The following is a 24,821-nucleotide window of genomic DNA, read 5'->3' on the forward strand; positions in this document are numbered from 1 at the left end:
CCACACACGGGGGCGGCGCTGACAGGCGGCTGAAGCTGATGCGACCTGATCAGCCATGAAGTGTTGGGCTGCATTTTTCGCCGCTGTGGCCATAGCGGGCTGTACAACGGTCGAACCGACCGAGGTGTCGACCCGTGTGCGCGTGATCGAAGAGACCTTACCCCCGGCAAAATCATTCTCGCGACCGGCACCCACGCCCGCGGGCCGGTCGAATGTGAATATCGCCGCTGATTTCGTCACGCTTCATTTCGCGCTGGAAGGTGGCACACAACTGCCAGCTTTCACACGGTTTGAAGCGCCGATCACCTTGCAACTGACGGGCGCGCCGACCCCGTCGATGCAGCGCGACCTGACCCGCCTGCTGAACCGGTTGCGCAGTGAGGCCGGAATTGACATTCGCCAGGTAACAGAAGGTTCTGCAAACATCACCGTCGAAGCCGTCAGCCAGGCGCAGATCCACGAAATCCTGCCCCAAGCGGCCTGTTTCGTGGTACCCAACGCCTCAAGCTTTGAGGAATATCGCCGCGACCGGCGCAAACAGAAAAGCAGCTGGACCCGCCTGAACAGCCGCGAGAGGCTGGGCATCTTCATCCCCTACGACGCCAGCCCGCAGGAAAAGCGCGACTGCCTGCACGAAGAAATTGCGCAGGCCCTGGGGCCGTTGAATGACCTCTATCACCTGTCAGATTCCGTTTTCAACGATGACAACATCCATACGGTTCTGACCGGGTTCGACATGCTGATCCTGCGCACCGCCTATGACCCGGCCCTGCGCAACGGCATGAGCCGGGAACAGGTCGAGGCCGCCCTACCCGCCATCCTGTCCCGCCTGAACCCTCGTGGCGACGCCCTGCCCGCGCAACCGCTGACCGAAACGCCTCGCGATTGGATCAACGCGGTTCAACGCTCTCTGCGCCCGTCTTTGCGCACGCAAAGTCGGATGCGGGCGGCGCAAAAGGCGGCACGAATTGGCGCAGAAGAGGGCTGGACCGATCACCGCCGCGCTTATCCCTATTACCTGATGGGGCGCATGGGACAGTTCGACGAACCACAAGAGGCACTGGATAACTATCTGATTGCCTTGCAATACCTGCGCTCCACCCCGGGGACCGAAGTGCATCAGGCCTATGTTACAACCCAACTTGCCGCCTTTGCGCTGGCACAAGGCGAAGGCCCCGCCTTTCTGCCTGAACTGGACAAGGCCATCAACGTGATGACCCGTGCCGAAAACGCCTCGCAATTGGCGACGCTGCTTCTGCTGAAATCCGAGGCCCTCAACCAGGCGGGCCGCAGCACCGAGGCACGTTCCGTCAGGCTGGACAGTCTGGGATGGGCGCGCTACGGGTTCGGCTCGGAAACGGTGGTCCGGTCGCTGATGCGCGATGTGGCTGAAGGACCGACCAACAACAGGGGCGGATAAGGCATGGTCGTGGTTTTGGGAATGGCGCTTCTGGGGGTTATCCTGGGGGTACTGGCGGCGCGCAAACGCAATGGCAACCGCGCCGACATGGCCCAATATGCCGCCGGTTATGGCATCGCTTTTGCCCTGATCGGGCTGGCGCTGTCGCTTATTCTGGTCAGGTTTGTAGTATAGCCGATGTTTCTACCCTTTTTCGAAAACCTCCGCAAAGCTGGCATTCCCGTATCCTTACGTGAATACCTGACCTTTCTGGAGGGGATGAAAAAGGGTCTGGTCACCTATGATGTCGAGGCGTTCTATTACCTCGCCCGCGTCTCGATGGTGAAGGATGAGCGCAATATCGACAAGTTCGACCGCGCCTTTGCCGCCAGTTTCGAAGGGCTTGAGCAGATCAGTTTTGATCAGGTGCTTGAAGCTGTCGATATTCCCGCCGACTGGCTGGCCAAAATGGCCGAAAAGCATCTGTCCGAGGACGAAAAGGCCGAGATCGAGGCCATGGGCGGCTTTGACAAGCTGATGGACACGCTGCGCGAGCGGCTGGCGGAACAGCAAGGTCGCCATCAGGGCGGCAATAAATGGATCGGCACCGCCGGGACGTCTCCATTCGGGGCCTATGGTTATAACCCCGAGGGGGTGCGCATTGGCCAGAAGGAAAGCCGCCACCAACGCGCCGTCAAAGTCTGGGATAAGCGTGAATTCAAGAATTTAGACGACACGGTTGAACTGGGTACGCGCAACATCAAAGTCGCCCTGAAACGCCTGCGCCGCTGGGCCCGCGAAGGTGCCGCCGAAGAGCTTGACCTGGACGGTACCATCCGCGCCACTGCCGAACACGGCTATCTCGACGTCAAAACCCGGCCCGAGCGTCACAACGCGGTCAAGGTGCTGTTGTTTCTGGACGTGGGCGGATCGATGGACCCGCATATCAAGGTGGTCGAAGAACTGTTCTCGGCCGCGCGGACCGAGTTCAAGCATCTGGAATACTACTATTTCCACAATTGCCTGTACGAAGGCGTCTGGCGCGACAACGCCCGCCGCTGGGATCAGCAAACCCCCACCCATGAGGTGCTGCGCACCTATGGCCCCGACTACAAGTGCATCTTTGTCGGCGACGCCTCGATGAGCCCCTACGAGATCGCCTATCCCGGCGGCGCAAATGAACATTGGAATCAGGAAGCCGGACAGGTCTGGCTGCAACGCGCGCGGGACCAGTGGACATCGAACCTGTGGATCAACCCGGTGCCCGAGAAATACTGGGAGTACACCCATTCCATCGGCATGATCCGCGAGATTTTCGAGGACCGCATGGTGCCGATGACCCTGGCCGGGCTGGAACAGGGGATGCGGGAATTAACGCGGTAAGAGTAGCTAGCTTTCAGACAATAGCATTGCCCTAACTCATTGATCTTTGGAGTGTTGATTTTGAGGCCAAACAAGAAGCTTTTTTTAAACGTATTCAATAGCGTAGCAGCCTATTCCGAACCATGGGGCTTCGTGGCGCATCCGATCTACAATGCTCAGTGGGATCCTTCGAACCAAGTGTATCAGGGTGAATTAATCCGTAAAGAAGTCACCAATTTCATTGAACAATTCAGCGTCTCTTTCTCACCTTCAGATCGCTCATTTCGGTTCAGTGTAACCCAAAGCAAGAACAGTTTTGGTTTCGCTTCAATTGACGAACTACCAACAACTGCAGCTGAATGGACAGAAAGCTGGCTATTTTTGCCGCACGACGAATTCCTGCTTATGAACGGGAAGGCTTGGAACCCTTTTTCGATCAAAAATCACTTCAAAATTGAAAAGAAAAACCCGATTAACGTAGATTTAGAAACGCATAGAGTACTTTCCGCATTTGAGCGAAATGCTCATTTCTTATTTGATGCGCTTGATCATGATTACCGCGGTGCTTTGGTTCAAGTAACACATCACGAAATCCAACGCCCAAATTAATTAAGCCCTTGTACTCTGCTTGCCGATACATCGTCATAGTCCCATATCTAACCCATGCTTCGCCTGACCCCGATCCTCTTGGCCATTGCCTATGCACTCGTGATGTACCGCGTCTCGGTCTGGCGTACTCATCGGGAGTTGGACGCGAAATCAACCGAATTGGCGGATCCGGCTCTGAAACGCATGACCGACCGTTTGGCCGCAGCGCTGGGGATCGATCGGGTGCCGGTCTATATCTACGAGATCGACCCGGTGAACGGGTTGGCTGCGGCCGACGGGCGGATATTCATCACCCGCGGGTTTTATCGCAAGTTCCGCAATGGAGAGGTCTCGACCGAGGAAATGGCCAGCGTGATTGCGCATGAATTGGGCCATGTGGCGTTGGGTCATGCGCGGCGGCGGATGATTGATTTTTCCGGTCAGAATGCACTGCGGGCGGCGTTGATGATGCTGTTGAACCGGTTCATTCCGTTCATCGGTGCGTGGATTGCAAATATGCTCACGCATCTTCTGGCCTCGCGCCTGTCGCGCAGCGATGAGTATGAGGCGGATGAATATGCCGCCGCATTACTGACCAAGGCGGGGATTGGGATCGGGCCACAGAAATCCCTGTTTCACAAGCTTGAGGATTTGACCCAGCAGCGTGCTGGGGTGACGCCCGCGTGGCTGATGAGCCATCCCAAAACCGATGAGCGAATCGCGGCGCTGGAAGCGCTTGAGCAGCGTTGGAGTACGGGCGTATAGGGTTGCGCTGCGAGGGGCCAGCCCCTCGCGCTCCCCGCCGTATTTGCAACAAGAAGAAGGGCGGGACGGGTTTAGGTGCTGAGGGCTTTGCCAAGCCTTGGGAGGCGGGCTTTTTTCATCAGTGCGCGCAGGGTCCATTGGTCGCCGGACAGGCGGTTGGCTTCGGCGAGAACGCGGTTGGCTGTCTGGGTCATGCCTTCGGGGTCATTTAGCCAGAAGCCATGGAGCAGGCCGTCGGGGTCGTGGCGTTCCAGCCCCTCTTCTGACAGGACATTGCGCGGGAAATCCTTGGCGTTGACGGTGACGATGATATCAGCCGAGGCGGCGACTGCCGTTGCCAATACGTGGATGTCGGCGCTGTCCGGCAGCCACAGGCGTTGTTCGATGCCGGGCGCGGCGGCGCGTTCGGCATTTGGCCAGTGGGATTGGGCGATGGCGATTTCGGCGCGGGCCTGCGCCTCGCCCGTGGGGCCCAGTTTTCGGGCGGCGCGGGCCCATTCTTCGAGGATACGCGCGGACCAGATGGGTTGGAAATGGCCCAGTTTTGCCGCGCCCAGCAGCATCTCTCGCATCACCGTGGGATAGATGACGCAGGTATCCAGAACCGCCTTCACAGCCTGTAGAACACGGCTTTGAGGTATCCGCTTTCGGCCAGTTGCGGCAATTGCGGGTGGTCCGGGCCGGCAAAGCCTGTGTGGATCAGCTGCGCCTGCCGCCCTGCCCGACCGATCCCGCGCGAGGACGCGTCGCGGAAGCGGCCCAGATCGGCGGCGTGGGAACAGGAGCACAGGCCCAGATAACCGCCCGGTTTGACCAAAGGTGCCGCCAGCCGGGCGATACGCTCATAGGCGCGCAGCCCTGCGTCCAGCGCCTGTTTCGAGGGCGCAAAGGCGGGCGGGTCGCAGATCACCACATCGAATTGCGCACCCTCTTCGCCCAGTTGGGTCAGGACATCGAACGCGTCGCCCTGACAGGTCTGGAACTTGTCGGCGCATCCCGAGGCTTGCGCGCCCTGGGTCGCCAGTTCCAGCGCAGCGGCCGAGCCATCAACGGACAGCGCCTGACCCGCACCTCCGGCCAGCATCGCCAGACCGAACCCGCCCACATGGCTGAACACGTCCAGTACCTGTGCGCCGGGCTGCACCAGTCGGGCCGCGAAGCCGTGGTTGGGGCGCTGGTCATAGAACAACCCGGTTTTCTGACCGCCGGTCAGATCGGCCATATAGGTTGCGCCGTTCATAGGCACCGGCAGGGGTGCATCAGGCGCCGTTCCGCGCAGGGTCAGGTTGACATCGTCCAAACCCTCAAGCCCACGGGTCCGGCCCGAGGCGTTTTTCAGCACCGTGGTCACGCCTGTCACTTTGACCAAAGCCTCGGTGAGGATGTCCAGATGCGCCTCGGCCCAGGCGGCGTTGGGCTGGATCACGCAGGCGTCGCCAAAGCGGTCGATGATCACGCCAGGAAAGCCATCGGCCTCGGCATGGATCAGACGGTAATAGGGGGCATCGAATAGGCCCGCGCGCATCTCCAGCGCGCGGCGCAGGCGGGTTTCGAACCATTCAGCGTTCAGTTCGGCGTCCAGATCACGGTCCAGCACGCGGCACATGATTTTGGACTCGGGGTTCACAGCGACCAGCGCAATCGGGGACCGTTTGTCATCCTCAAGCACCGCCAAGGCGCCTGCCGGGATCTTGCGGGTCCGGCGGTCGGTGACGATGTCGTTGGCATATACCCACGGAAAACCGTGGCGCAGGCCACGTGCGTTGGCTTTGGGTTTCAGGCGGATACGGGGGCGATCAGGGCTTTGGGTCATGCCGCCCCTCTTAGTGGTGAACGCGGCGGGGGGAAAGCCCTAGCGCGGGCGGGACCGCCAGCCGCCGCGCCGCTTGGGTGCTTTGGCCGATTGCAGCCCCTCGGTCAGCACCTCGGTCATCGGGTGGTCAGGCTCTTGCGCGGAATAAAGGGCGTGCAAAGCGGCCAAAGCCTGCGCCTGATCACGGTCGCCCGGCAGGCTGAGCGCCCAGTCCAGAAAGATGCTGCGGCATTCGGGCAAGGTGATACCGTCGATGCGATAGGCCTCTCGGATCAGGCCCTTGTGATCATTGGGATCGTCACTGCGCGGCATCCTGCCCCCCTTGGATCACGCGGCCGATGATCTCGGCAGCGGTGTCATAGCTCTCTTGCAGCGCGGCCTGAAGCTGTTCGACCTGTTCGAACCCGGTGGCGCGGCACAAGAATGCCGCCCCGCCCTCGCCGATCTTGTCGGCCTCGATCACTTTGCCCGATAGCAGCCGGGCCGCGCATTGCACCGACCAGCATAAATCGTAGCACTCTTGCAGTGTCTGCGCCTGAGCGACATCCAGCAACGCGGCAGCGACAGCACCCTGCAATCCCGCCTGCACGTCGCGTTGCGTGACCCCGGACAGCAGCGCCCCAGTCTGGGCCAGCAGTTCGATATCCATCATGCGACCGGGGCCGTTCTTGGCGTCCCAGATGCCCGCCGGGGATTTGGCCGCCGCCAGCCGCGCGCGCATTTCGGCCACTTCGTGCAGGACCTTATTGCGGTCTTCGGGTTGCTGAAGGAAAGCGGCGCGAAAACCTTCGATATCCTGCGCCAGCCCTGCGTTGCCCGCGATCACGCGGGCACGGGTCAGGGCGAGGTGCTCCCACACCCAAGCCTCGTTCTGCTGGTAATTGGTGAAGCTGGCCCAACTGGTTGCAACCGGTCCCTGATTGCCGGATGGGCGCAGTCGCATGTCGACCTCATAGAGCCGCCCCTGTGACATCGGCGCACTCAGCGCGGTGATCAAAGCCTGCGTGAAACGGGCATAATATGTGCGCGTGGCCAGGGGGCGCGGGCCATCTGACATGTCCTGATCCAGTGGATCGTAAATCACGATCATATCCAGATCGGATTGCGAGTTTATGCGCCCCGCCCCAATCGAACCCATCCCCAGCACCGCCGCCCCGCGCCCCGGTGCGGGCCCGTGTTTTCGGGCGAACTGATCGGTGACGCAGGGCAAAACAGCAGCGATGACAGAGCAGGCGAGTTCAGCATATTGCTGCCCGGCCTGCGCCCCATCGATCAACCCGCGCAGGTGGTGCACGCCGATGCGGAAATGCCATTCCTTGCACCAGCGGCGGGCGAAATCCAGCTGCGTTTCATAGTCTGCTTCCTGCTCCAGCGCCGCTGACAGCTCGGCCTGCAGGGCGGCTTGGCCCGGCCAATCGGTAAAGAAACTACCGCCGATCACCGCATCAAAGACCGAGGCATTGCGCGACAGATGCCCGGCCAGCGCGTGGGACGTGCCGACAATATCCACCAGCAGGTCGATCAGATGCGGGTTGGCCTCGAACAGCGAAAACAGCTGCACCCCGGCGGGAAGGCCCGACAGGAACCCGTCCAGCGCCAGCAGGGCCTCGTCGGGTTTCGCGGTCTTCGACAAGCGCGTCAGAAGCTCGGGCTTGAGCCGTTCGAAAATCCGCGCACCGCGCTGGGACCGCAGTGAGGGATACGTGGACCAGCGGGCCAGCACGCTTTGGTCGAACTCGGCCCCGGTGGTGGGGGCCGGTGTCGGGGCACCGGGGGCAAAGAAACCTTCGGTCAGTTCATGCACTTCGGTCAGGCGGCGGGTCAGGTCGGCGGTCAGCGCGGCGCTGTCGGTGCCCATCAGGCAGGCGACCCGCGCGAGACCATCTTCGGATTGCGGCACCTTGTGGGTCTGGGCGTCGTGGACCATCTGAATGCGGTGTTCGACCTCACGGTGGGCGCGGTAGTGATCGGTCAGCTTCTCGGCAACCTCGGGCGGCACCCAGCCTTTTTCAGCCAGCGCGGCCAGACCCGGCACCGTGCCACGCACCCGCAGATCGGGGTCGCGGCCCCCGGCAATCAACTGGCGGGTCTGGGTAAAGAACTCGATCTCGCGAATACCGCCCTGCCCCAGCTTCATGTCATGGCCCGGTATGATCAGCGCGCCGCCGGTGCCCTTGTTCTCGCGGATGCGCAGTCGCATGTCGTGGGCGTCCTGAATGGCGGCAAAATCCAGATGCCGCCGCCAGACAAAGGGGCGCAGCGCATCCAGAAACCGCTGCCCGGCCGCGATGTCCCCCGCACAGGGGCGCGCCTTGATATAGGCTGCGCGTTCCCAAGTGCGGCCAAGGCTTTCATAATAGCGCTCGGCCGCTTCAGCCGCCATACAGACCGGCGTCACCGCCGGATCGGGGCGCAGGCGCAGATCGGTGCGGAACACATAACCATCAGCGGTTTTGTCACTGAGCGTGGCGCAGAAATTCCGCGTCGCCCGCACCATTCCATGCCGCGCATCATAGAAATCATCGGGATCGAACCGGGTCTCGTCAAACAGCACGATCAGGTCGATATCCGAGCTGTAGTTCAGCTCATGCGCGCCCATCTTGCCCATGGCCAGAATGATCATCCCGGCGGCCGTTTCGACATCCTCCTCGGTCATACCCGGCAGTTTGCCGTGCCGGATCAGGGCCGCGATCTCGGCCTTGGCGGCAACATCCGCCGCCAGCGCCCCGAAATCCGTCAGCGCGGCGGTAACCTTTTCCAGCGGCCATGCACCCGCCAGATCGGCCAGAGCGGTCAGCAGGGCCATCCGCCGCTTGCCCTGCCGCAAACCGGGCTTCAACTGATCCGCAGGCAAAGCACGGGCCACCTGCATCACATCCACAAGCGCCTGATCGGGCTGCTGCAAGGCCGGGGCCAACCAGTCGCGTTCGCGTTCGATCAACCCCTTCAGATAGGGGCTGGACCCCGCTGCCCCGGCGATCAACTCACCCTGTTCAGGGGTCAGATCGGGCACGGCCTCGCGCGCCTCAGCCCCCAACCCGGCATCAAAGGCACGCGGCATTCGGTGGATCGTCAAAGCGTCTGTCATGCAAGCCCCCGCACTACACTGTTCAGAGATGGCCTGATTTCAAAGGGTTGCACAAGCGGAAACTGCTCTTATGCGACACCTGCACACAGCGATGTAAAACATTTTCACATCCACCCCTTGCAACCCGCCAGGCGCTTCCCATCTTAACAATGTGAAAACGATTTACATCAACCCCGGAGAGACCAAATGACCGCATTATCCAACCCAGCCGTCCCAGAAAATCCGGGTTGGCTGCATCGTATCGAGACCTGGCTGGACGACAAAGGCAAAGGTGCCTGGATCGCCGTGATGGTCCTTGGATTCATCTTTTTCTGGCCCGTCGGTCTGGCCCTTCTGGCCTATATGATCTGGAGCAAACGCATGTTCAGCAAATCCTGCAGCCACCGCAAACCCTGGAGCAGCCACATGAGCGCGATGAAGCCCTCGGGCAACAGCGCCTTTGACGCCTACAAGGCCGATACGCTGGCCCGGCTGGAGCGCGAACAGCAGGATTTCGAAGCCTTCCTGCGCCGTCTGCGCGACGCCAAGGACAAGGCCGAGTTTGACCAGTTCATGGACGAACGCGCCCGCGACAACAGCGATGAAGCCGAAGACGGCGCCCGCGCCTGATCCAGACCTTGCCCTGTCCCGCCATTCGGGACAGGGTGCCCCATATCAACCACCCGGAACACTCTGAATGACCCACCTTCCCGATCCCGACAACCAGCCTGAGTTCTATCAGTCGGTGACCACCAAACGCTTTGTCGCGTGGCTGTTCGACATCGCCTTTATCTCATTGCTGTGTATCATCCCTGTTTTCCTGACCTTCGGCGCAGGGCTGTTCTTTTTGCCGCTGATCTATGGCGTCATCAGCTTTGTGTACCGGGTTGTCACGATCTCGAACGGGTCGGCGACACTGGGCATGCGGTTCATGGGGATCGAGCTGCGCGACGCCTTCGGGGCCCGCATGGATATGGGCAAGGCCATCGCCCATACGGCCGGGTATTTCGTCAGCATGGCGGTGTTCGTGATCCAGATCATCTCGGTCATCATGATGCTGACCAGTTCGCGCGGACAGGGCCTGTCGGATGCGTTTCTGGGCACGGTAATGATCAACCAGCGGGCCTGAAAATCAGCGCATTGAATCACTTGGCGACCTAAGGAACCGTTGTTATCATCCGGTTTCAGGAAACACGGAACCTTCATGCGACACACGCTGCCAATTGCGCCGCAATTCTATGTGACGGCCCCTCAACCCTGCCCTTACCTTGAGGGCAGGATGGAGCGTAAGCTGTTCACTGCGCTGCAGGGCGAAGGCGCGGATCAGCTGAACAATTCCCTGTCTCAGCAAGGGTTTCGGCGATCTCAGAACGTGCTCTACCGCCCCTCGTGTACCGATTGCGCGGCGTGTTTGTCGGCGCGCATCAACGTGTCCGCCTTTCGCCCCACCAAAAGCCAGAAACGCGCCGCCCGGCGGAATTCGTACTTGCAACGGCGGGCGAACTCTCCGTGGGCGACGGATGAGCAGTATGAGCTGTTCCGCCGCTATCTGGATACCCGTCACGCCGATGGCGGGATGGCCGATATGGATGTCTTCGAATTCGCCGCGATGATCGAGGAAACTCCGATCCGCAGCCGTGTTGTCGAATATGCCGACCCCGAAACGGGCGCGCTGATCGCGGTCAGCCTGACCGACGTTCTGGATGACGGTCTGAGCATGGTCTATTCCTTCTACGACCCGGACCAGCCGCAGAATTCCCTTGGGACCTATATGATCCTCGATCATATCGATATCGCGCGCGAGGCGGGCCTGCCCTATGTCTATCTGGGCTACTGGGTGCCCGGCAGCCCCAAGATGGGCTACAAGGCCCGTTTCTCGGGGCTTGAGGTCTATATGCAGGGCGGCTGGAAAAGCATCGACAACCCCAAAGACATGGTGGATGCCAGCCACCACCCGCTGTCCACAGCCCCCATTGCCGAACAGGTGGCCGGGATACAATTGCCCGACCGTCACCCCACCAAGAAAAGCTGACAGCGCGCCTATTCGCCCGAAGCCCGCCCGGACTCTGGGCGGTTCGTCGCGTTGACCGGCAAAGAGCTGATCGGCCTTAACCCGCTGACAAATCATAAGTTTTCTCTTTTGATATCCGAAGCCGCACAAAAGTTAAACAAAAAGTAATAATCGCACAAAAATTATGCGGTTGAATACTTACCTTACGTCACCAAATATCTGAGACCCCGCGCAATCCGCCACGGTATTTCGGTTTCCCGGGGTCAAGAAAACGTAACGAGTGGCACAACAGATCCCCCGGTCTGTTGCGTTGGTCATGGCCAGAGGGGAAGACCGATGACATATGCCGTGCGCAGACTTTTTGCTGCGAACCTTACGACGCAAATCCTGACCGCACTGGTGGTGGGGACAGCATTCGGCGTCGCCCTGAACTATTTCGACCTACCGTTTGTGCAGGACCATCTGGTCAACGGTCTGTTCTTGATGATCGGGCAAATGTTCCTGAACGGTCTGCAAATGCTGGTGGTTCCGCTGGTCGTTTTCTCATTGCTGTGCGGCGTGGTCGGGATCGGCGATCTCAGGGTTTTGGGCCGTGTCGGCGGGCTGACCTTTGTGATCTACGTGGCGACTACGGCGATGGCGTTGGCCACTGCCCTTTTCTTTGCCAACCTGATCAATCCGGGCACTGGATTCACCAGCCTTCACTTGGCGGACCAATCCGTCTCGGTCGCCCAGGCAGAGACCGCATGGCACGTATTGGCCAATATCGTTCCAAAGAACCCGATACATGCGCTGGCCAATGGCGAGATGTTGCAAATCATCTTCTACGTCATTGTTGTCGGCATAGCGGTTCTGATGATCGGAAACCGCGCCAAAGGCTTTGTCGAAGGCTGCACCTTCATGAATGAACTGGCGATGAAAATCGTACAGATCGTCATGGCATTTGCCCCGATCGGTGTCTTTTGCCTGATCACCAGAACCTTTGCGCTGGAGGGGTTCAGCCTGTTCGCGCCGGTGATCGGTTATCTGACCACGATCAGCTTGACGTTGGTTTTCCATCTGTGCGTCACGCTGATGCTGCTGCTCTATGTGTTTACCGGTCTCAGCCCGCGTGAATTCCTGCGCAAAATGCGTTCGGCCCAAGTGTTTGCGTTCTCGACCTCAAGCTCGAACGCGACGATCCCGGCCAGCATGCAGTGTGTCACCCAGCGCATCGGCGTTGACCGGTCTGTCGCATCCTTTGGCATTCCGCTGGGGGCCACGATCAACATGGACGGCACAGCCATCATGCACGGGGTCGCGACTGTATTTCTGGCCAATGTCTATGGCATGGATCTGGGGCTGGGCGGCTATATGACGATCATTTCGATCTCGGTTCTGGCGTCGATCGGTACGGCTGGGGTTCCCGGTGTGGGGATCGTGATGCTGGCCATGGTTCTGAACCAGCTGGGCATGCCGCTGGACGGGATCGCGATCATTCTGGCCGTCGACCGTATCCTGGACATGATGCGCACGGTTGTGAACATCACCGGGGATGCGGTGGTTACGACTATCGTGGCGCAAAAGGTGGGCAAGCTGGACCGTGCCGTGTTCAATGACCCCGACGCAGGTGCGTTTGCGCCGTCTGCTTTGGATGTTGATCATGAGGCAGAGGCTGAGTTCGCCAGTATCACCCACAAGCAAGCGGATGCGTAAAAGTAAAACGGCGGCCCCTGAGGCCGCCGTTTTTTCCGATCAGTTCGGGATCAGGTCCGGAACAATGGTCACGATCGTCGGGAAGAACCAGAGTATCCCGATCCCAACCACCTGGATCAGCACAAAGGGGATGATCCCGCGATAGATGTGCCCGGTCGTCACCTCTTTGGGCGCAACACCCCTGAGGTAGAACAGCGCAAATCCAAAGGGCGGCGTCAGGAATGAGGTCTGCAGGTTCACTGCCACCATGATCGTCACCCATTTCGGATCGAACGACCCGCCATAGATCACCGGGCCCACGATGGGGATCACGATGTAGATGATCTCAAGGAAATCCAGCACAAAGCCCAGAATGAACAACACCAGCATCACGATCAGGAAGACCGTGAACTCGTTGTCAAAGCTGCGGAGGAACTGCTGGATGTAATGCTCGCCCCCGAACGAGATCACCACAAGGTTCAGTAGCTGCGATCCGATCAGAATGGTGAACACCATTGAGGTCACCTTGGCCGTCTCGCGCACCACCGGGGTCAGCACGCCGCTGGTGAACAGAACCCAGCACCCGTACAGCAACCCGAACAGCGCAAACAGATAGGCACCGTAGGCGATGGGGAAAGCCACCAAAGTTTCCGCCGCGACGTTGCTCTGATTGATGCGCAGATCAAAGTTCACACCCATCAGCAACGCGATGATCACCGCCAATGTGGCCCAGATGATGATCTTACCCGACCGTCCCTGATCCTGCAGCTTGCGATAGGCGGCCAGCATGATCGCACCACCCGCACCCAGCGCCGCCGCTGGTGTCGGGTTGGTCACACCGCCCAGGATCGAGCCCAGAACCGCGATGATCAGAACCAGCGGCGGGAACACCACCCGGATCAGATCATTGGTCGCACAGCGCGCCGCCGCGTGTTTGCAGCCATAGATCGCCAGGGCGAACGGGATGGCAAGCCGCAGGAAGGTTGCACCGGACGACGTCGTCGGCGCAATCAGCAGCACATCCACCAGTAGCATCAGCAACAAGCCGATAGCCCCCACGATCAAGGGCTGCGTCGGTTTGGACGGCGCGATGCCGCGGCCCATCACCAGCGTCAGGCCCAGCAACACGATCATCACGGCAACGCCGGTGCCAATCGGTGCTGCCGACGCGATCTTGGCTTCGCGCGCGGCGGCCAGTTCATCCTCGGTCAGGCGGGTTGACTCGGCCGCGCCGCCTGCGGCATCGATGGCCTCCTGCTCGGCCACGGCCTGATCCCAGGCGGATTGGCCATGCAGATCAATCATCGACACCTTGCACTCTTCCGAGACGTTGGTGCGCAGCGACGCGCCCTCGCCAATGTCCGAGAATGCCGAGACGTTGATGTTCTGACTGCCGATCACGCCCGCGCTGCTCAGCACCACGGCACCGACAATCAGCGCAACGGGTGCACCCAGCAACCAGGTCAGACCTTCGGCACGGGTGATCGGCTCACCCCCACCCTCGCCCATTTCCACGGCGGGCGCTTTATCCGGGTTCAGCAGCGCATAGCCAAACGCATACATAGCATAGAGCAAGGCCAGCATGATCCCCGGCAGCAAAGCCGCCTGAAACAGCGTGCCGACCGAGACCACAGCAGGCTCACCCAGATAGGTCAGCGCGTCGGTGCACCCGGCCTCTTGCGCGCGGGTTTCCTGCGCGGTTGAGTAAAGGTCTCCGGCAAGCGTACCCAACAGAACGATCACGATGGACGGCGGAATGATCTGCCCCAACGTGCCCGAGGCCGCGATCACACCGGTCGCCAGTTCCGGCGAATAATTGTTGCGCAACATGGTCGGCAGGGCCAGCAGGCCCATCGTGACCACGGTAGCCCCCACAATCCCGGTCGAGGCCGCAAGGAACGCACCCACGACCACAATCGACACGGCCAGACCACCGGGTAGCGGGCCAAAGACACGCGCCATCGTGGTCAACAGGTCGTTTGCGATCTTGGACCGTTCCAGCGTGATGCCCATCAGAACGAACATCAGCACGGCCAGCAGCGTCTCAATCGACTGACCGGCCAGAACGCGTTCGTTGATCCGGTTCACAATGAACGAGACGTTGCGGTCCAGCGCGGTTTCCCAGCCCTGCACGAACACCGGCTCGGCTATCCTTGGGAGGTCCGGGAAGCGGAACACCGACACCGTGTCGGGTTTGACACCCGAATTCACAAGGTCTCGGTAGGCTTGTGAACTGGTATCGATCGCCTGATGGATCAGCAGCCCGGCACTGTCCAGCGCCGCGATGATCCCGAAGGAAATGATACCCGCCCCACCGATGGCAAAGGCCACCGGAAAGCCGGACAGGATGCCTCCGAAAAGGCAGAAGAATACGATAATGAGGCCAATCTCGACGCCATCAAGTCCGAATAACATAGTCTGGGTCTCCGTCCCTAATGCGCGCCTTCGTAGGCTTCTTCACCCTCACCAAGGCTGTCCTTGTCGAGGTTTTTCCCAATGCTCTCAGGCCCTTCGACGTATTCCAGATACGAGCGGTACAGGAACGCGACGGCGTGCAGGAACACCATGGCAGCAAAGGCCACCAGCAGAATTTTGAACAGGAAGTAGGCATTGAACCCATTGGGGCTGAACCCGATGGTTTCCACGTTCCACCGCAGGGCGCGGGATTTTGCCACCAGCCTGTCCAGAGCATCACTGGCCGAGGGTTTCGGCACGATCAGGTGACGCCACATGAAGAACCAGCCATACATCCACACCAGCACGGCCATGGGCATCATGAACAATACCGCGCCGCACATGTCGACAACGCGCTTGGCCCGGTGGCTGATCCCGGCATAGATCAGGTCAACGCGTACATGCCCGCCCTGCACAAAGGTGTAGGTGCAGCACAGGCAGACGACCATAGCGTTGTAAAGCTTCAGCTCTTCGGCGAACCAGCTGATGTCCTGAGTAAACGGAATACCCAGACCAAAGGACATATCGGGGCGCGTAAACACGCGCTGCATGAAAACGATGACGATCTGCTGGATCACCATCAACAGGCCCGCCCAGGCAAAGAAACGGCCCGTGATGTTGGCGAACCCTTCCAGAACCCGCACCATGCCCCACATGAAGCTGCGGTAGTACAGCCCGATGGCGGTCAGAACCAAAAAGAAGGTGAAGACCACAAAGAAGAACTCGACCGAGCCGCCATAGTAGACAAAGCGCATGATGGCTTCTTTGTCCGACCAGTTCAGCCAGAGCTGCGGATGCGTGATGGCGTATCCGAAATTATAGAAGGCTTCGGCAATGTTCTGGATGAACCATATCAGCCCATTCCACAGGGCGCCGAAGAACGAGATACCGTTTTCGTCCTGCATGTTGTCCCCAGGTCGCGTCAGTTGCACCTATTGGTCTTGCGGGTGTGTCCGAACCACGCATGTGCAACGGGAAAGGTTTCCCCGCACGTGGCGGGGAAACCGTTTGGTCGTAAGCGTTAGGCTTAACCGCGAACGCGGTCGCGCTGCGTGGTGTAGGCACCCGACGACAGGTTGTTCCACGCCGAGGACGCTGCCATCGACGACATTGCGCTGTCGTGGATTTTCTTGAACAGCTCGTCGCCCATGTTCTCGTCCAGAACTTCCTGGCTGGCTGCGCCGAAAGCGTCCCAAACACTGTCGGGGAATTCCAGAACCTTCACACCACCCGACTGCAGACGCTGCAGCGCGGCACCGTTGTTGGCCAGGAACTGCGCCAAGTTCCACTGGTGCGCTTCGGCGGCTGCGATCTCGATGATCTTCTGCTGCGCCGGTGTCAGTTCGTCGAACACATCGCGGTTGGTCGCCAGCGACAGACCCGCACCTGGCTCGTGGAAGCCCGCGGTGTAGTAGGTCTTGGTGATTTCCTGGAAACCAGCTTTTTCGTCGGCCCACGGACCGATCCACTCGGTTCCGTCAATCGCACCAGACGACAGCGCCTGATACACTTCCGAGCCCGGAATGTTCTGAACCGATGCGCCCAGTTTACCCAGCGCCTGACCACCCAGACCCGGCATACGGAACTTCAGGCCCTGGAAATCCTCAGGGCCGTTGATCTCTTTCGAGTACCAGCCGCCCGCCTGCGCACCGGTGTTCCCGGCCAGGAAGGATTTCAGGCCAAAGATTTCGCCCAGCTCGTCATGCAGCTCCATGCCGCCATCGTGGTAGTACCAGTTCACCAGTTCCTGCGCGGTCATGCCGAACGGAACAGCGGTGAAGAAGGCGTAACCCGGGTGCTGACCCACAAAGTAGTAGTCTGCCGCGTGGTACATGTCGGCCTGACCGGACGACACCGCGTCAAATACTTCGAATGCGCCAACCAGTTCACCGGCAGCCTTGATGTCAACGGTCAGGTTGCCATCGGACATCGTGGTGATGCTGTCGGCGCAGCGTTGTGCGCTGTCGAACACGCCTGCCAGACCGCGACCCCATGAGGTCACCATGGTCAGGGTGCGCTTGCCCTGCGCATAGGCCGGAGCCGCCAGCGTGGTGGCCGCAGCAGCCGAACCGCCCAAAGCAGAAGTTTTTAGAAATGAACGACGATCCATATGAGTGTTCCTCCCCTACATAGTCCAATCCCCCGGTCCTGCCGGGGTAGTCGTTTTCAGTGCGGGCCAGCCTAATGACCAAGATTTGAATGTGAATACCTACTACTACGTAGGCGACCGCGTTTTTTGGCGGGCCACGCGGCAAAAACTGGAAAACATCCAGCTATTTCGGCCCGCAGGGCGCACAATCGCAGGTTCCGGCCCAAAAATTTTGCATTTTCCGCCCCGCTTGCGTATCGATTCGACCATGAGGGGATTCCGACATCTGATTTCGCTGACCTACGGCCAGAAACTGTCGCTGATCGCCGCGATTCCGCTGGTCGCGGCGGTCGCGGCCATTGCCCTGCTTGTCGCCCACGAATCCCGCGCCACCGCCGAACGCGAAATTCAGGCCCTCGAACGCCGCCTGATCGAAGCCAAGAAAGAAGAGCTTAAGAACTACGTCACACAGGCCCGCAACGGGTTTGCCTATATCTATGGACGCGCCTCGCCGGATGATGCGGTTGCACAGAATCTTGTGACGCAAATCCTGTCGGCGATGATCTACGGGAAAGACGGGTTCTTTTTCGTCTATGATTACGACGGCACCAATCTGGTCAGCCCGCGCCAGACCCAGTTCATCAACCGCAACTGGGAAGGTCTGACCGACAGCGACGGTACCCCGGTCGTGGATGAGTTCATTCGCCTCGCCCGGCAAGGTGCGGGCTGGCACAGCTTTATGTGGCAAAAGCCTTCGACCGGGGAAGAGGCGCAGATGATCGCCTATGTGGTCGGCCTGCAGGATTGGCAATGGGCGGTCGGCACAGGTGTGTTCATCGACGATATCGTCGCCACTGTCGCCACCGCCCGCGCCGAGGTCGAAGCCCGCGTGCAGCGCACCTTTCGGTATATCGGCGGCATCGTTCTGGCCGCTGTGCTGATCGTTTTCGCCTCGGGCATGTTGCTGAACGTCCGCGAGCGGCGTCTGGCCGATGCCAAGCTCAAGGAACTGACCCAGCGCGTGTTTGACGCGCAAGAGGAAGAGCGAGGCCGCGTGGCGCGCGAGTTGCATGACGGGATCAGCCAGATTCTGGTGGGCGTCCGCTATGCGCTGGACAACGCGCGGCGGCGGCTGGAACGCGGCGACGATGACGGGGCCCGCGATCCGCTGGGCAAAGGGATCGACCACCTGGGCACCGCCATCACCGAGGTGCGCCGCATCAGCCGCGACCTGCGCCCCGGTGTGCTGGACGATCTGGGCTTAGGCCCGGCCCTGAAAACGCTGACCGACGATTTCCGGGACCGCACCGGGATCGAAACCGAGTTCACAACGGTTGTCTTCCGCAACCGTCTGGATCAGGACAGCAAGATCGCGCTGTACCGCATCGCTCAGGAAGCGCTGACCAATATTGAACGCCATTCCGGCGCAACCCGTGTTACCATCGACTTGCGCGGCCACAAGAAAGGGGCAACCATGCGGATCACCGATAACGGTCGGGGTCTGCCCGGTCGGCAGGATCAGGTGAATACCGGCATCGGCCTGCGCAATATGGAAGAGCGGATCGCACAGCTTGACGGCACCCTGCGCATCCTGTCATCCCGCGCACCACGCGGCGGCACCGTGATCGAGGTCAGCCTGCCCCTCAGCCACCTGCTGCCACCGCAGGAAGATTCACCGCCGAACCGAAAGGCCGGAACATGACAATCCGCGTTCTCATCGTCGATGACCACCCGATGGTCGCCGAAGGGATTCAGTCCATTCTGGAAAGTTACCCCGACATCTCCGTCGTGGGCACTTTGGGCACCGGCCAAGAGGCCGTCGATCAGGCCACTGATCTCTCCCCCGATGTGATCCTTATGGATTTGAACATGCCGGGCCTCGGCGGGCTCAGCGCGACGGAACTGATCCTGGAACGCCTGCCCGACACGCGCATCCTGATCCTGTCGATGCATGACAGCCCCGAATATATCTCAACCGCGCTCAGCCATGGGGCCAAAGGCTATGTTCTGAAAGACGTCCCCACCGATGAGATCAAACAGGCCATCGACGCAGTCATGCGGGGCGAGCAATATCTGTGCACCGGGGCAAGCGGTTCGCTGGAGCCCAAAGGCGACAGCACGCGCGAGGCGCTGACCGGGCGCGAACAGACGATCCTGCTGGAACTGGCGCAGGGCAAATCGAACAAAGAAGTTGCCATCGCGCTTGAGATTTCGGTCCGCACCGTGGAAACCCATCGCAAGAATATCAAACGCAAGCTCGGCATCTCCTCCACCGCCGGGCTGACCCGCTATGCGCTGGAACACGGCGTGCTTCAGGGCACCAGCCCCGGCTTCTGAACCCACCCGCAGCGCGGCACGCGCTGCCCGGCCCAACAGGCGGAGATGCGCCGCAGGCGCATTGACAACGGGCGGGAGAGGTCACGCCCTTGGTCGAATGTCCTGACCAAAGAACACCAGCGTGCCATCTTCATCAAGGACATGAAATTCTCGCTGCAAGTAGGGCTGATCAAAGGGCGCACGCACACGCCCCTCGGGCAGGTCCTCAAGCCCCGGACGCAGGCTTTCGTACAGCGCATCCACATCATCCACATCGATGTAAAACGACTGCTCCTCGCCCAATTGCCGCCCATCCTCGCGCGGCGGGCATTCCAACAGCCTGATCGCTACAGATCCCAAAGACAGGAACGCATAATTGTCCTGCCGAAACCCGCAGGAAAACCCCAGCCGGTCACAATAGAAATCAATCTGATTTTGCAAAGATGAGCACAAAACAAAGGGCGTAAGCTGCAATATCTTGGGCACGGGCGCCTCCGGGTAAGACTGTATCCAACCTCAGCCTAACAGATTTCAATCCAGCAATTGATCATTTCTGTTTCCTTCGCGATCGTGGTGATGCTGCAGCACCCGACCATAAAGCTGGCGTGTCCGCTCCACCCCACCGCACATCCCCTCAGCCTCAACGAATGAGAATATGCCAACATACCGGCGGCGCTCTCCCTTGACCGGGGCCACCCGATGCAGCGCATAGCGCCCCTTGAAAATCTGCAAATCGCCCGGCTGCAAGTCCAGTTCGCGAACCCTGGACATGTTTCCGCTCAAAACCGAGGCCACACCTTTGAAATTCTCATCCTCGGCGGTGCGCAGGTTCGGAACATATTCAAATGCCCCGCCCGCCTCACCGTTCTGGATGGCCAGAGTGACAGTGTAGTTGTTCGTGTCGAAATGCCATGGGAACCCCTGCCCTTCTTCCACCACGTTGATGATCACATCGGCCAGCGGATCGTCATAGCGAAAGAACCGGTCCTCCGGCTCATTCAAAGCGTCTCGTACAAAGGGCATGAACCCTTCGAACTCATAGATACGACGCAACGGTCCTTTGGCGCGGAAATTATCTGCCGGAACAAACGCGTTTGAGCGGTCAAAGAACCGACGGATCGGGTGGCCGATACCATAGCTGGGGTCATCTTTAGTAAAATAGGCATTGGTGCGATTGAAAGAGCGGTGCGCTTTGGGCGCAACGCGGTCTGCCTCTCTCACCAGCTTCTCAAGCCCCGCCTCATGAACAAAGCCGGGCAACACGGCGCAGCCGTCCTGGTCCAGTTCCCGCCGTAAATCCCCAATCAGCTGCACATAGGCACGCGAGTCCGGGCGATCGATGGGATACCGACCAAGGTCAACCAAATCCGCCAGCATCAAACGCTCCACGATAGCCACTCCTGAGGATCAGCGTGCCTCAGACGCAAACCCGCCTCATGTCCGTTTCAGACATTGCGCTGACGCAATCTGACAAGTTGAAATCCAGATTCTCCCCTCTGCGGCGGGCCTCATTTCACGGAAATTCCCAACCTGCGGCAATCTGCGCAACAAAATGTCGCAAAAACCGCCATTCTGATTACAAAATTGGTGCGATTGCCTGTTGACGCCCCGTCGCACCGCTCATAATGTCCCTGCACGCAAAAAGAGGAGCCTCTGGCGATGAAAACGCTAGTCGTAATCGTAGGAACAACGCGCATGGGCCGGTAACGGAAAACCATAATCGAACCCATGCGCCTCCGAAAACCTCGGGGGCTTTTTTTTGGCAATACGCAAGACACATGTCGCGAACGGAGCAAAGCAGATGACAGGTGAAATGACCGGCGCAAAGATGGTGGTTCAGGCCCTCAAGGATCAGGGCGTGGACACGGTATTCGGATACCCCGGTGGCGCTGTCCTACCGATCTATGATGAGATCTTTCTGCAAAACGACATTCGCCACATTCTGGTGCGTCATGAACAGGGGGCCGTACATGCAGCCGAAGGCTATGCGCGCTCGACCGGCAAGCCGGGCGTGGCCCTTGTGACGTCGGGGCCCGGCGCCACCAATGCGGTGACCGGCCTGACCGATGCGTTGCTGGATTCGATCCCGATTGTTGTTCTGACCGGCCAGGTTCCAACCTTCATGATCGGCTCGGACGCCTTTCAGGAGGCTGACACAGTGGGCATCACCCGCCCCTGCACCAAGCACAACTGGCTGGTGAAGGACACGGATTCGCTGGCGGAAACCCTGCACGAGGCGTTCCATGTCGCCACCTCGGGCCGTCCCGGTCCGGTGCTGATCGACATCCCAAAGGACGTTCAGTTTGCCTCGGGCGAGTATTCCAGCCCGAAACCGTCAACCTCGCATTACCAACCGGTTCTGAAAGGCGATCTGGAAGAGATCACCGAACTGGTCGCCGCAATGGAAACCGCGAAAAAGCCGGTCTTCTACACCGGCGGTGGCGTCATCAACTCAGGCCCGGCAGCCAGCCAGTTGCTGCGCGAGCTGGTTGACAGCACCGGTTTCCCGATCACCTCGACCCTGATGGGTCTGGGGGCCTACCCGGCGTCGGGTGAGAATTGGCTGGGGATGCTGGGGATGCATGGTCTTTATGAGGCCAACCTGGCGATGCATGATTGCGACCTGATGATCAATATCGGCGCGCGGTTCGACGACCGGATCACCGGGCGGATCGACGCGTTCTCGCCAAACTCGAAAAAAGCGCATATCGACATCGATCCTTCGTCGATCAACAAGGTGATCCGCGTCGACATCCCGATTGTCGGCGACGTGGCCCATGTGCTGGAGGACATCCTCAAGGTCTGGAAATCACGCGGTCGCAAAACCGATGCGGCATCGGTTGCCAAATGGCAGGAACAGATCGCGGATTGGCGCAAGGTCAATTGTCTGGCCTATACCAACAGCGAAAAGACGATCAAACCGCAATATGCGCTGCAACGTCTTGAAGAACTGACCAAAAAGTACGACCGCTACATCACGACCGAAGTCGGTCAGCACCAGATGTGGGCTGCGCAGTACCTGGGCTTTGAAGACCCCAACCGCTGGATGACCTCGGGCGGTCTGGGTACGATGGGCTACGGCACTCCGGCCTCGATCGGCGTGCAGATGGCCCATCCCGATGCGCTGGTGATTAACGTGGCGGGTGAGGCGTCGTGGCTGATGAACATGCAGGAAATGGGCACCGCCGTCCAATACCGCCTGCCAGTGAAACAGTTCATTCTGAACAACGAACGCCTCGGCATGGTGCGCCAGTGGCAGGAATTGCTGCATGGTGAGCGGTACTCGCATTCCTGGTCCGAGGCCCTGCCCGATTTCGTCAAGCTCGCCGAGGCGTTTGGTGCCAAGGGCATCCTGTGCTCGGACCCTGCAGACCTTGATGACGCGATCATGGAGATGATCAATTACGACGGCCCGGTCATCTTTGACTGTCTGGTCGAAAAGCATGAAAACTGCTTCCCCATGATCCCGTCGGGCAAGGCCCATAACGAGATGCTGTTGGGCGAGGCCGAAACGCAGGGCGTGATCGACTCCAAAGGTTCGGTTCTGGTTTAACAAAATTCGTCGAATTTTGTCGGGCGCTCCGGTGCCCGACCTTCGCAGGATGATGAAAGGGACATAAATGTCTGCCCTACATATCAAAAAAGGCGCGACCCGCCACTCGGCCTATAACCTAAGGCCCACCTTCTCGGACGTTCAGGAACGTCACACCATCGCCGTTCTGGTCGAGAACGAACCCGGCGTTCTGGCCCGCGTGATCGGCTTGTTCTCGGGCCGTGGTTACAACATCGAAAGCCTCACCGTGGCCGAAGTCGATCATACCGGCCATCTAAGCCGCATCACCATCGTCACCACCGGCACGCCGCAGGTGATCGAACAGATCAAAGCGCAGCTGGGCCGTATTGTGCCTGTGCACGACGTCCACGATCTGACCGTCGAAGGCGCGGCGGTTGAGCGTGAACTGGCCATCATCAAGGTTGTCGGTGAAGGCGATAAACGGGTCGAGGCGCTGCGTCTGGCCGATATCTTCCGCGCCAATGTGGTCGACAGCACGCTGAACTCGTTCATCTTTGAAATCACCGGTGCGCCGGACAAGATCGACGCGTTTGCCGATCTGATGCGCCCGTTGGGCCTAGTCGAAGTGGCCCGCACCGGCGTCGCGGCCCTGCTGCGCGGCGAGTAACCCGTTCTTTCACTATCGATCTGATCCTTGCGGATTGGGATCCCACTGATGCGGCTGGCAGTTTTTGCCAGCCGTTTTTCTTCTGGTTGTTCTTTGCGCAATTTCGCAGAAAAAGATCACACAAAACAGCATAAAGCCTATTGCCTTTGTGACAATCAACGTTAGCCTCGGGATATCGCGTGGCGATGGGATGCGCCCGCGAGTGTCATTTGTACGATTGCGAAAGCGTTCCGGCCAAAAGGCCGGACATGTTGCGTATTAAAAACAAGTCGCGAGAACCTGGGACATCAATGACGAAGAACCTCCGTAGCCCGGACGAATTACGCCGCATGTTTGGCGCCAATCTCAGACTTCTTGCGCAGCCCTACACGTCGGTTTCGGAATTGTGCCGCCAGTTGGGCATCAATCGAACGCAATTCAACCGGTATCTTGGCGGCGAGAGCTTTCCCCGGCCCGATGTGCTGGATCGTATCTGCCGTTTTTTCGACGTGGATGCCCGCATTCTGCTGCGGCCGCTGGATGAAATCGATCAGGCACCCGCGCACCCGGCGGCCTCGGCCCTGACCGAATTCCTGGGCTCTGGCCCATCGACCCTGACCGAGACCCTGTTTCCCGCCGGCTTTTACTACGCAACGGAAACCGAGATCGAAGAAACTCAGCCATCCCGCCACAGGCTGTTTCACGCGCGCCGATTGCCGCAATGCACATTGGTGCGCGGCTACGAACCCCGCCCCGGCATGCCCGGTGCAACGCCCACGGATCGAGAGGTGCAGGGGATCGCTGCCTGTGCCGGCCGCCAGATCTACATCCTGATGTCCAGCCGGGGCTCGCAGAACAGTCGCATCTATCTGATCACACGCGGAACTGACGAAAATGCCGACCGCTGGCGCGGTGTCGCTATCTGCCTGTCGAAAACGACCGCCAGTGCGACAACAACCAGGCGCATTCTGCTACGACATCTGGGGGGTGATCCCTCGGCTGTGCTGGCGGCAGCACGTACCGCGCGCCATTCAGAGCGGCGTGAGCCACAGCTTATAAGCTAAAGCGTTTCGGGTTTAATTTGAGACACGAACACCCTGCCACGCCTGCGGCGTTCTCGGGA

The 24,821-nt window shown here is 59.8% G+C and carries 23 protein-coding genes; 14 read left to right on the forward strand and 9 right to left on the reverse strand.

The annotated features are described in order from the left end of the window. Positions 1-55: 55 nt before the first annotated feature. The 5 genes from ACR0J5_RS07165 to ACR0J5_RS07185 all read left to right on the forward strand — a co-directional run bounded on the left by ACR0J5_RS07165 (position 56) and on the right by ACR0J5_RS07185 (position 4,114). Complete coding sequence (locus tag ACR0J5_RS07165; protein ID WP_480651804.1) at positions 56-1,420, forward strand: DUF2927 domain-containing protein; 1,365 nt, start codon at positions 56-58, stop codon at positions 1,418-1,420. Positions 1,421-1,423: 3 nt separating this feature from the next. After that, on the forward strand, positions 1,424-1,594 hold the full coding sequence (locus ACR0J5_RS07170) for a hypothetical protein (RefSeq protein ID WP_480651806.1): 171 nt from the start codon (positions 1,424-1,426) through the stop codon (positions 1,592-1,594). 3 nt (positions 1,595-1,597) lie between these two features. After that, on the forward strand, positions 1,598-2,782 hold the full coding sequence (locus ACR0J5_RS07175) for a vWA domain-containing protein (RefSeq protein ID WP_480651807.1): 1,185 nt from the start codon (positions 1,598-1,600) through the stop codon (positions 2,780-2,782). 132 nt (positions 2,783-2,914) lie between these two features. Next, on the forward strand, positions 2,915-3,370 hold the full coding sequence (locus ACR0J5_RS07180; RefSeq protein WP_480651809.1) for a hypothetical protein: 456 nt from the start codon (positions 2,915-2,917) through the stop codon (positions 3,368-3,370). 54 nt (positions 3,371-3,424) lie between these two features. Continuing rightward, positions 3,425-4,114: a M48 family metallopeptidase gene (locus tag ACR0J5_RS07185; RefSeq protein ID WP_480651811.1), complete on the forward strand. Its 690-nt coding sequence runs from the start codon at positions 3,425-3,427 to the stop codon at positions 4,112-4,114. Between the two features lie 71 nt (positions 4,115-4,185). Here the strand turns inward: ACR0J5_RS07185 and ACR0J5_RS07190 are convergent, their stop codons facing one another. Genes ACR0J5_RS07190 through ACR0J5_RS07205 form a run of 4 tightly spaced genes read right to left on the reverse strand, consistent with a single transcriptional unit; the run spans position 4,186 to position 9,015 of the window. After that, positions 4,186-4,728 carry an RSP_2648 family PIN domain-containing protein gene (locus tag ACR0J5_RS07190; protein WP_480651812.1) on the reverse strand — a complete coding sequence of 181 codons (543 nt, stop codon included), beginning with the start codon at positions 4,726-4,728 and terminating at the stop codon, positions 4,186-4,188. Next, positions 4,725-5,927, reverse strand: a complete 1,203-nt coding sequence (locus ACR0J5_RS07195) for an RSP_2647 family RNA methyltransferase (protein WP_480651814.1) — start codon at positions 5,925-5,927, stop codon at positions 4,725-4,727. The genes ACR0J5_RS07190 and ACR0J5_RS07195 overlap by 4 nt, the downstream gene beginning before the upstream one ends. 39 nt (positions 5,928-5,966) lie before the next feature. Next, entirely contained in the window at positions 5,967-6,239 is a 273-nt protein-coding gene (locus ACR0J5_RS07200) for a hypothetical protein (RefSeq protein ID WP_480651816.1), read from the reverse strand. Beyond that, positions 6,226-9,015, reverse strand: a complete 2,790-nt coding sequence (locus ACR0J5_RS07205) for a [protein-PII] uridylyltransferase family protein (protein ID WP_480651819.1) — start codon at positions 9,013-9,015, stop codon at positions 6,226-6,228. The genes ACR0J5_RS07200 and ACR0J5_RS07205 overlap by 14 nt, the downstream gene beginning before the upstream one ends. Before the next feature lie 186 nt (positions 9,016-9,201). Between ACR0J5_RS07205 and ACR0J5_RS07210 the strand changes: the two genes are divergently transcribed. The 4 genes from ACR0J5_RS07210 (at position 9,202) to ACR0J5_RS07225 (ending at position 12,700) form a co-directional block, all read left to right on the forward strand. Beyond that, a complete protein-coding gene (locus ACR0J5_RS07210) occupies positions 9,202-9,624 on the forward strand; it encodes a DUF2852 domain-containing protein (RefSeq protein ID WP_480651821.1) in 423 nt (140 codons plus the stop codon). 67 nt (positions 9,625-9,691) lie between these two features. Beyond that, on the forward strand, positions 9,692-10,123 hold the full coding sequence (locus ACR0J5_RS07215) for an RDD family protein (RefSeq protein WP_480651823.1): 432 nt from the start codon (positions 9,692-9,694) through the stop codon (positions 10,121-10,123). Between the two features lie 75 nt (positions 10,124-10,198). Next, on the forward strand, positions 10,199-11,026 hold the full coding sequence (locus ACR0J5_RS07220; protein WP_480651825.1) for an arginyltransferase: 828 nt from the start codon (positions 10,199-10,201) through the stop codon (positions 11,024-11,026). Between the two features lie 315 nt (positions 11,027-11,341). Then, a complete protein-coding gene (locus tag ACR0J5_RS07225) occupies positions 11,342-12,700 on the forward strand; it encodes a dicarboxylate/amino acid:cation symporter (protein ID WP_480651827.1) in 1,359 nt (452 codons plus the stop codon). 39 nt (positions 12,701-12,739) lie between these two features. Here ACR0J5_RS07225 and ACR0J5_RS07230 read toward each other — a convergent pair whose 3' ends face one another. The 3 genes from ACR0J5_RS07230 to ACR0J5_RS07240 all read right to left on the reverse strand — a co-directional run bounded on the left by ACR0J5_RS07230 (position 12,740) and on the right by ACR0J5_RS07240 (position 17,243). Next, positions 12,740-15,094 (reverse strand): TRAP transporter large permease, encoded by a 2,355-nt coding sequence (locus ACR0J5_RS07230; protein ID WP_480651829.1) that lies wholly within the window; start codon positions 15,092-15,094, stop codon positions 12,740-12,742. 17 nt (positions 15,095-15,111) lie between these two features. Further along, positions 15,112-16,038 carry a TRAP transporter small permease subunit gene (locus ACR0J5_RS07235; protein ID WP_480651831.1) on the reverse strand — a complete coding sequence of 309 codons (927 nt, stop codon included), beginning with the start codon at positions 16,036-16,038 and terminating at the stop codon, positions 15,112-15,114. Between the two features lie 122 nt (positions 16,039-16,160). After that, entirely contained in the window at positions 16,161-17,243 is a 1,083-nt protein-coding gene (locus ACR0J5_RS07240; RefSeq protein ID WP_480651833.1) for a TRAP transporter substrate-binding protein, read from the reverse strand. Positions 17,244-17,490: 247 nt separating this feature from the next. On the opposite strand from ACR0J5_RS07240, the gene ACR0J5_RS07245 reads away from it, so the two are divergent. Together ACR0J5_RS07245 and ACR0J5_RS07250 are read left to right on the forward strand one after the other, a co-directional pair. After that, positions 17,491-18,924: a cache domain-containing protein gene (locus ACR0J5_RS07245; RefSeq protein WP_480651835.1), complete on the forward strand. Its 1,434-nt coding sequence runs from the start codon at positions 17,491-17,493 to the stop codon at positions 18,922-18,924. After that, the gene (locus ACR0J5_RS07250; protein ID WP_480651837.1) at positions 18,921-19,559 is read left to right on the forward strand and encodes a response regulator transcription factor; all 639 of its coding nucleotides are present in this window, start codon (positions 18,921-18,923) and stop codon (positions 19,557-19,559) included. Before ACR0J5_RS07245 ends, ACR0J5_RS07250 begins: the two co-directional genes overlap by 4 nt. An 81-nt stretch (positions 19,560-19,640) precedes the next feature. On the opposite strand, the gene ACR0J5_RS07255 is transcribed toward ACR0J5_RS07250, so the two are convergent. Next, positions 19,641-20,024: a bleomycin resistance protein gene (locus ACR0J5_RS07255; protein ID WP_480651839.1), complete on the reverse strand. Its 384-nt coding sequence runs from the start codon at positions 20,022-20,024 to the stop codon at positions 19,641-19,643. A gap of 45 nt (positions 20,025-20,069) precedes the next feature. Further along, on the reverse strand, positions 20,070-20,915 hold the full coding sequence (locus ACR0J5_RS07260) for a HalD/BesD family halogenase (RefSeq protein ID WP_480652879.1): 846 nt from the start codon (positions 20,913-20,915) through the stop codon (positions 20,070-20,072). A gap of 424 nt (positions 20,916-21,339) precedes the next feature. On the opposite strand from ACR0J5_RS07260, the gene ACR0J5_RS07265 reads away from it, so the two are divergent. The 3 genes from ACR0J5_RS07265 to ACR0J5_RS07275 all read left to right on the forward strand — a co-directional run bounded on the left by ACR0J5_RS07265 (position 21,340) and on the right by ACR0J5_RS07275 (position 24,762). After that, positions 21,340-23,091, forward strand: coding sequence for an acetolactate synthase 3 large subunit (locus tag ACR0J5_RS07265; protein ID WP_480651841.1), 1,752 nt, complete (start codon positions 21,340-21,342; stop codon positions 23,089-23,091). Positions 23,092-23,158: 67 nt separating this feature from the next. Continuing rightward, on the forward strand, positions 23,159-23,719 hold the full coding sequence (gene ilvN / locus ACR0J5_RS07270) for an acetolactate synthase small subunit (RefSeq protein WP_480651843.1): 561 nt from the start codon (positions 23,159-23,161) through the stop codon (positions 23,717-23,719). Positions 23,720-24,009: 290 nt separating this feature from the next. Further along, complete coding sequence (locus tag ACR0J5_RS07275) at positions 24,010-24,762, forward strand: helix-turn-helix domain-containing protein (protein WP_480651845.1); 753 nt, start codon at positions 24,010-24,012, stop codon at positions 24,760-24,762. Positions 24,763-24,821: the final 59 nt, after the last annotated feature.

It is taken from the genome of Ruegeria sp. BE1 (assembly GCF_056538885.1).

Coding starts and splice junctions, on each gene's coding strand:
- ACR0J5_RS07275 (WP_480651845.1), top strand. CDS start 24,010: ATGACGAAGAACCTCCGTAGCCCGGACGAATTACGCCGCATGTTTGGC.
- ACR0J5_RS07225 (WP_480651827.1), top strand. CDS start 11,342: ATGACATATGCCGTGCGCAGACTTTTTGCTGCGAACCTTACGACGCAA.
- ACR0J5_RS07240 (WP_480651833.1), bottom strand. CDS start 17,243: ATGGATCGTCGTTCATTTCTAAAAACTTCTGCTTTGGGCGGTTCGGCT.
- ACR0J5_RS07230 (WP_480651829.1), bottom strand. CDS start 15,094: ATGTTATTCGGACTTGATGGCGTCGAGATTGGCCTCATTATCGTATTC.
- ACR0J5_RS07185 (WP_480651811.1), top strand. CDS start 3,425: ATGCTTCGCCTGACCCCGATCCTCTTGGCCATTGCCTATGCACTCGTG.
- ACR0J5_RS07250 (WP_480651837.1), top strand. CDS start 18,921: ATGACAATCCGCGTTCTCATCGTCGATGACCACCCGATGGTCGCCGAA.
- ACR0J5_RS07165 (WP_480651804.1), top strand. CDS start 56: ATGAAGTGTTGGGCTGCATTTTTCGCCGCTGTGGCCATAGCGGGCTGT.
- ACR0J5_RS07245 (WP_480651835.1), top strand. CDS start 17,491: ATGAGGGGATTCCGACATCTGATTTCGCTGACCTACGGCCAGAAACTG.
- ACR0J5_RS07210 (WP_480651821.1), top strand. CDS start 9,202: ATGACCGCATTATCCAACCCAGCCGTCCCAGAAAATCCGGGTTGGCTG.
- ACR0J5_RS07215 (WP_480651823.1), top strand. CDS start 9,692: ATGACCCACCTTCCCGATCCCGACAACCAGCCTGAGTTCTATCAGTCG.
- ACR0J5_RS07265 (WP_480651841.1), top strand. CDS start 21,340: ATGACAGGTGAAATGACCGGCGCAAAGATGGTGGTTCAGGCCCTCAAG.
- ACR0J5_RS07200 (WP_480651816.1), bottom strand. CDS start 6,239: ATGCCGCGCAGTGACGATCCCAATGATCACAAGGGCCTGATCCGAGAG.
- ACR0J5_RS07235 (WP_480651831.1), bottom strand. CDS start 16,038: ATGCAGGACGAAAACGGTATCTCGTTCTTCGGCGCCCTGTGGAATGGG.
- ACR0J5_RS07220 (WP_480651825.1), top strand. CDS start 10,199: ATGCGACACACGCTGCCAATTGCGCCGCAATTCTATGTGACGGCCCCT.
- ACR0J5_RS07175 (WP_480651807.1), top strand. CDS start 1,598: ATGTTTCTACCCTTTTTCGAAAACCTCCGCAAAGCTGGCATTCCCGTA.
- ACR0J5_RS07170 (WP_480651806.1), top strand. CDS start 1,424: ATGGTCGTGGTTTTGGGAATGGCGCTTCTGGGGGTTATCCTGGGGGTA.
- ACR0J5_RS07205 (WP_480651819.1), bottom strand. CDS start 9,015: ATGACAGACGCTTTGACGATCCACCGAATGCCGCGTGCCTTTGATGCC.
- ACR0J5_RS07195 (WP_480651814.1), bottom strand. CDS start 5,927: ATGACCCAAAGCCCTGATCGCCCCCGTATCCGCCTGAAACCCAAAGCC.
- ACR0J5_RS07260 (WP_480652879.1), bottom strand. CDS start 20,915: ATGCTGGCGGATTTGGTTGACCTTGGTCGGTATCCCATCGATCGCCCG.
- ilvN (WP_480651843.1), top strand. CDS start 23,159: ATGTCTGCCCTACATATCAAAAAAGGCGCGACCCGCCACTCGGCCTAT.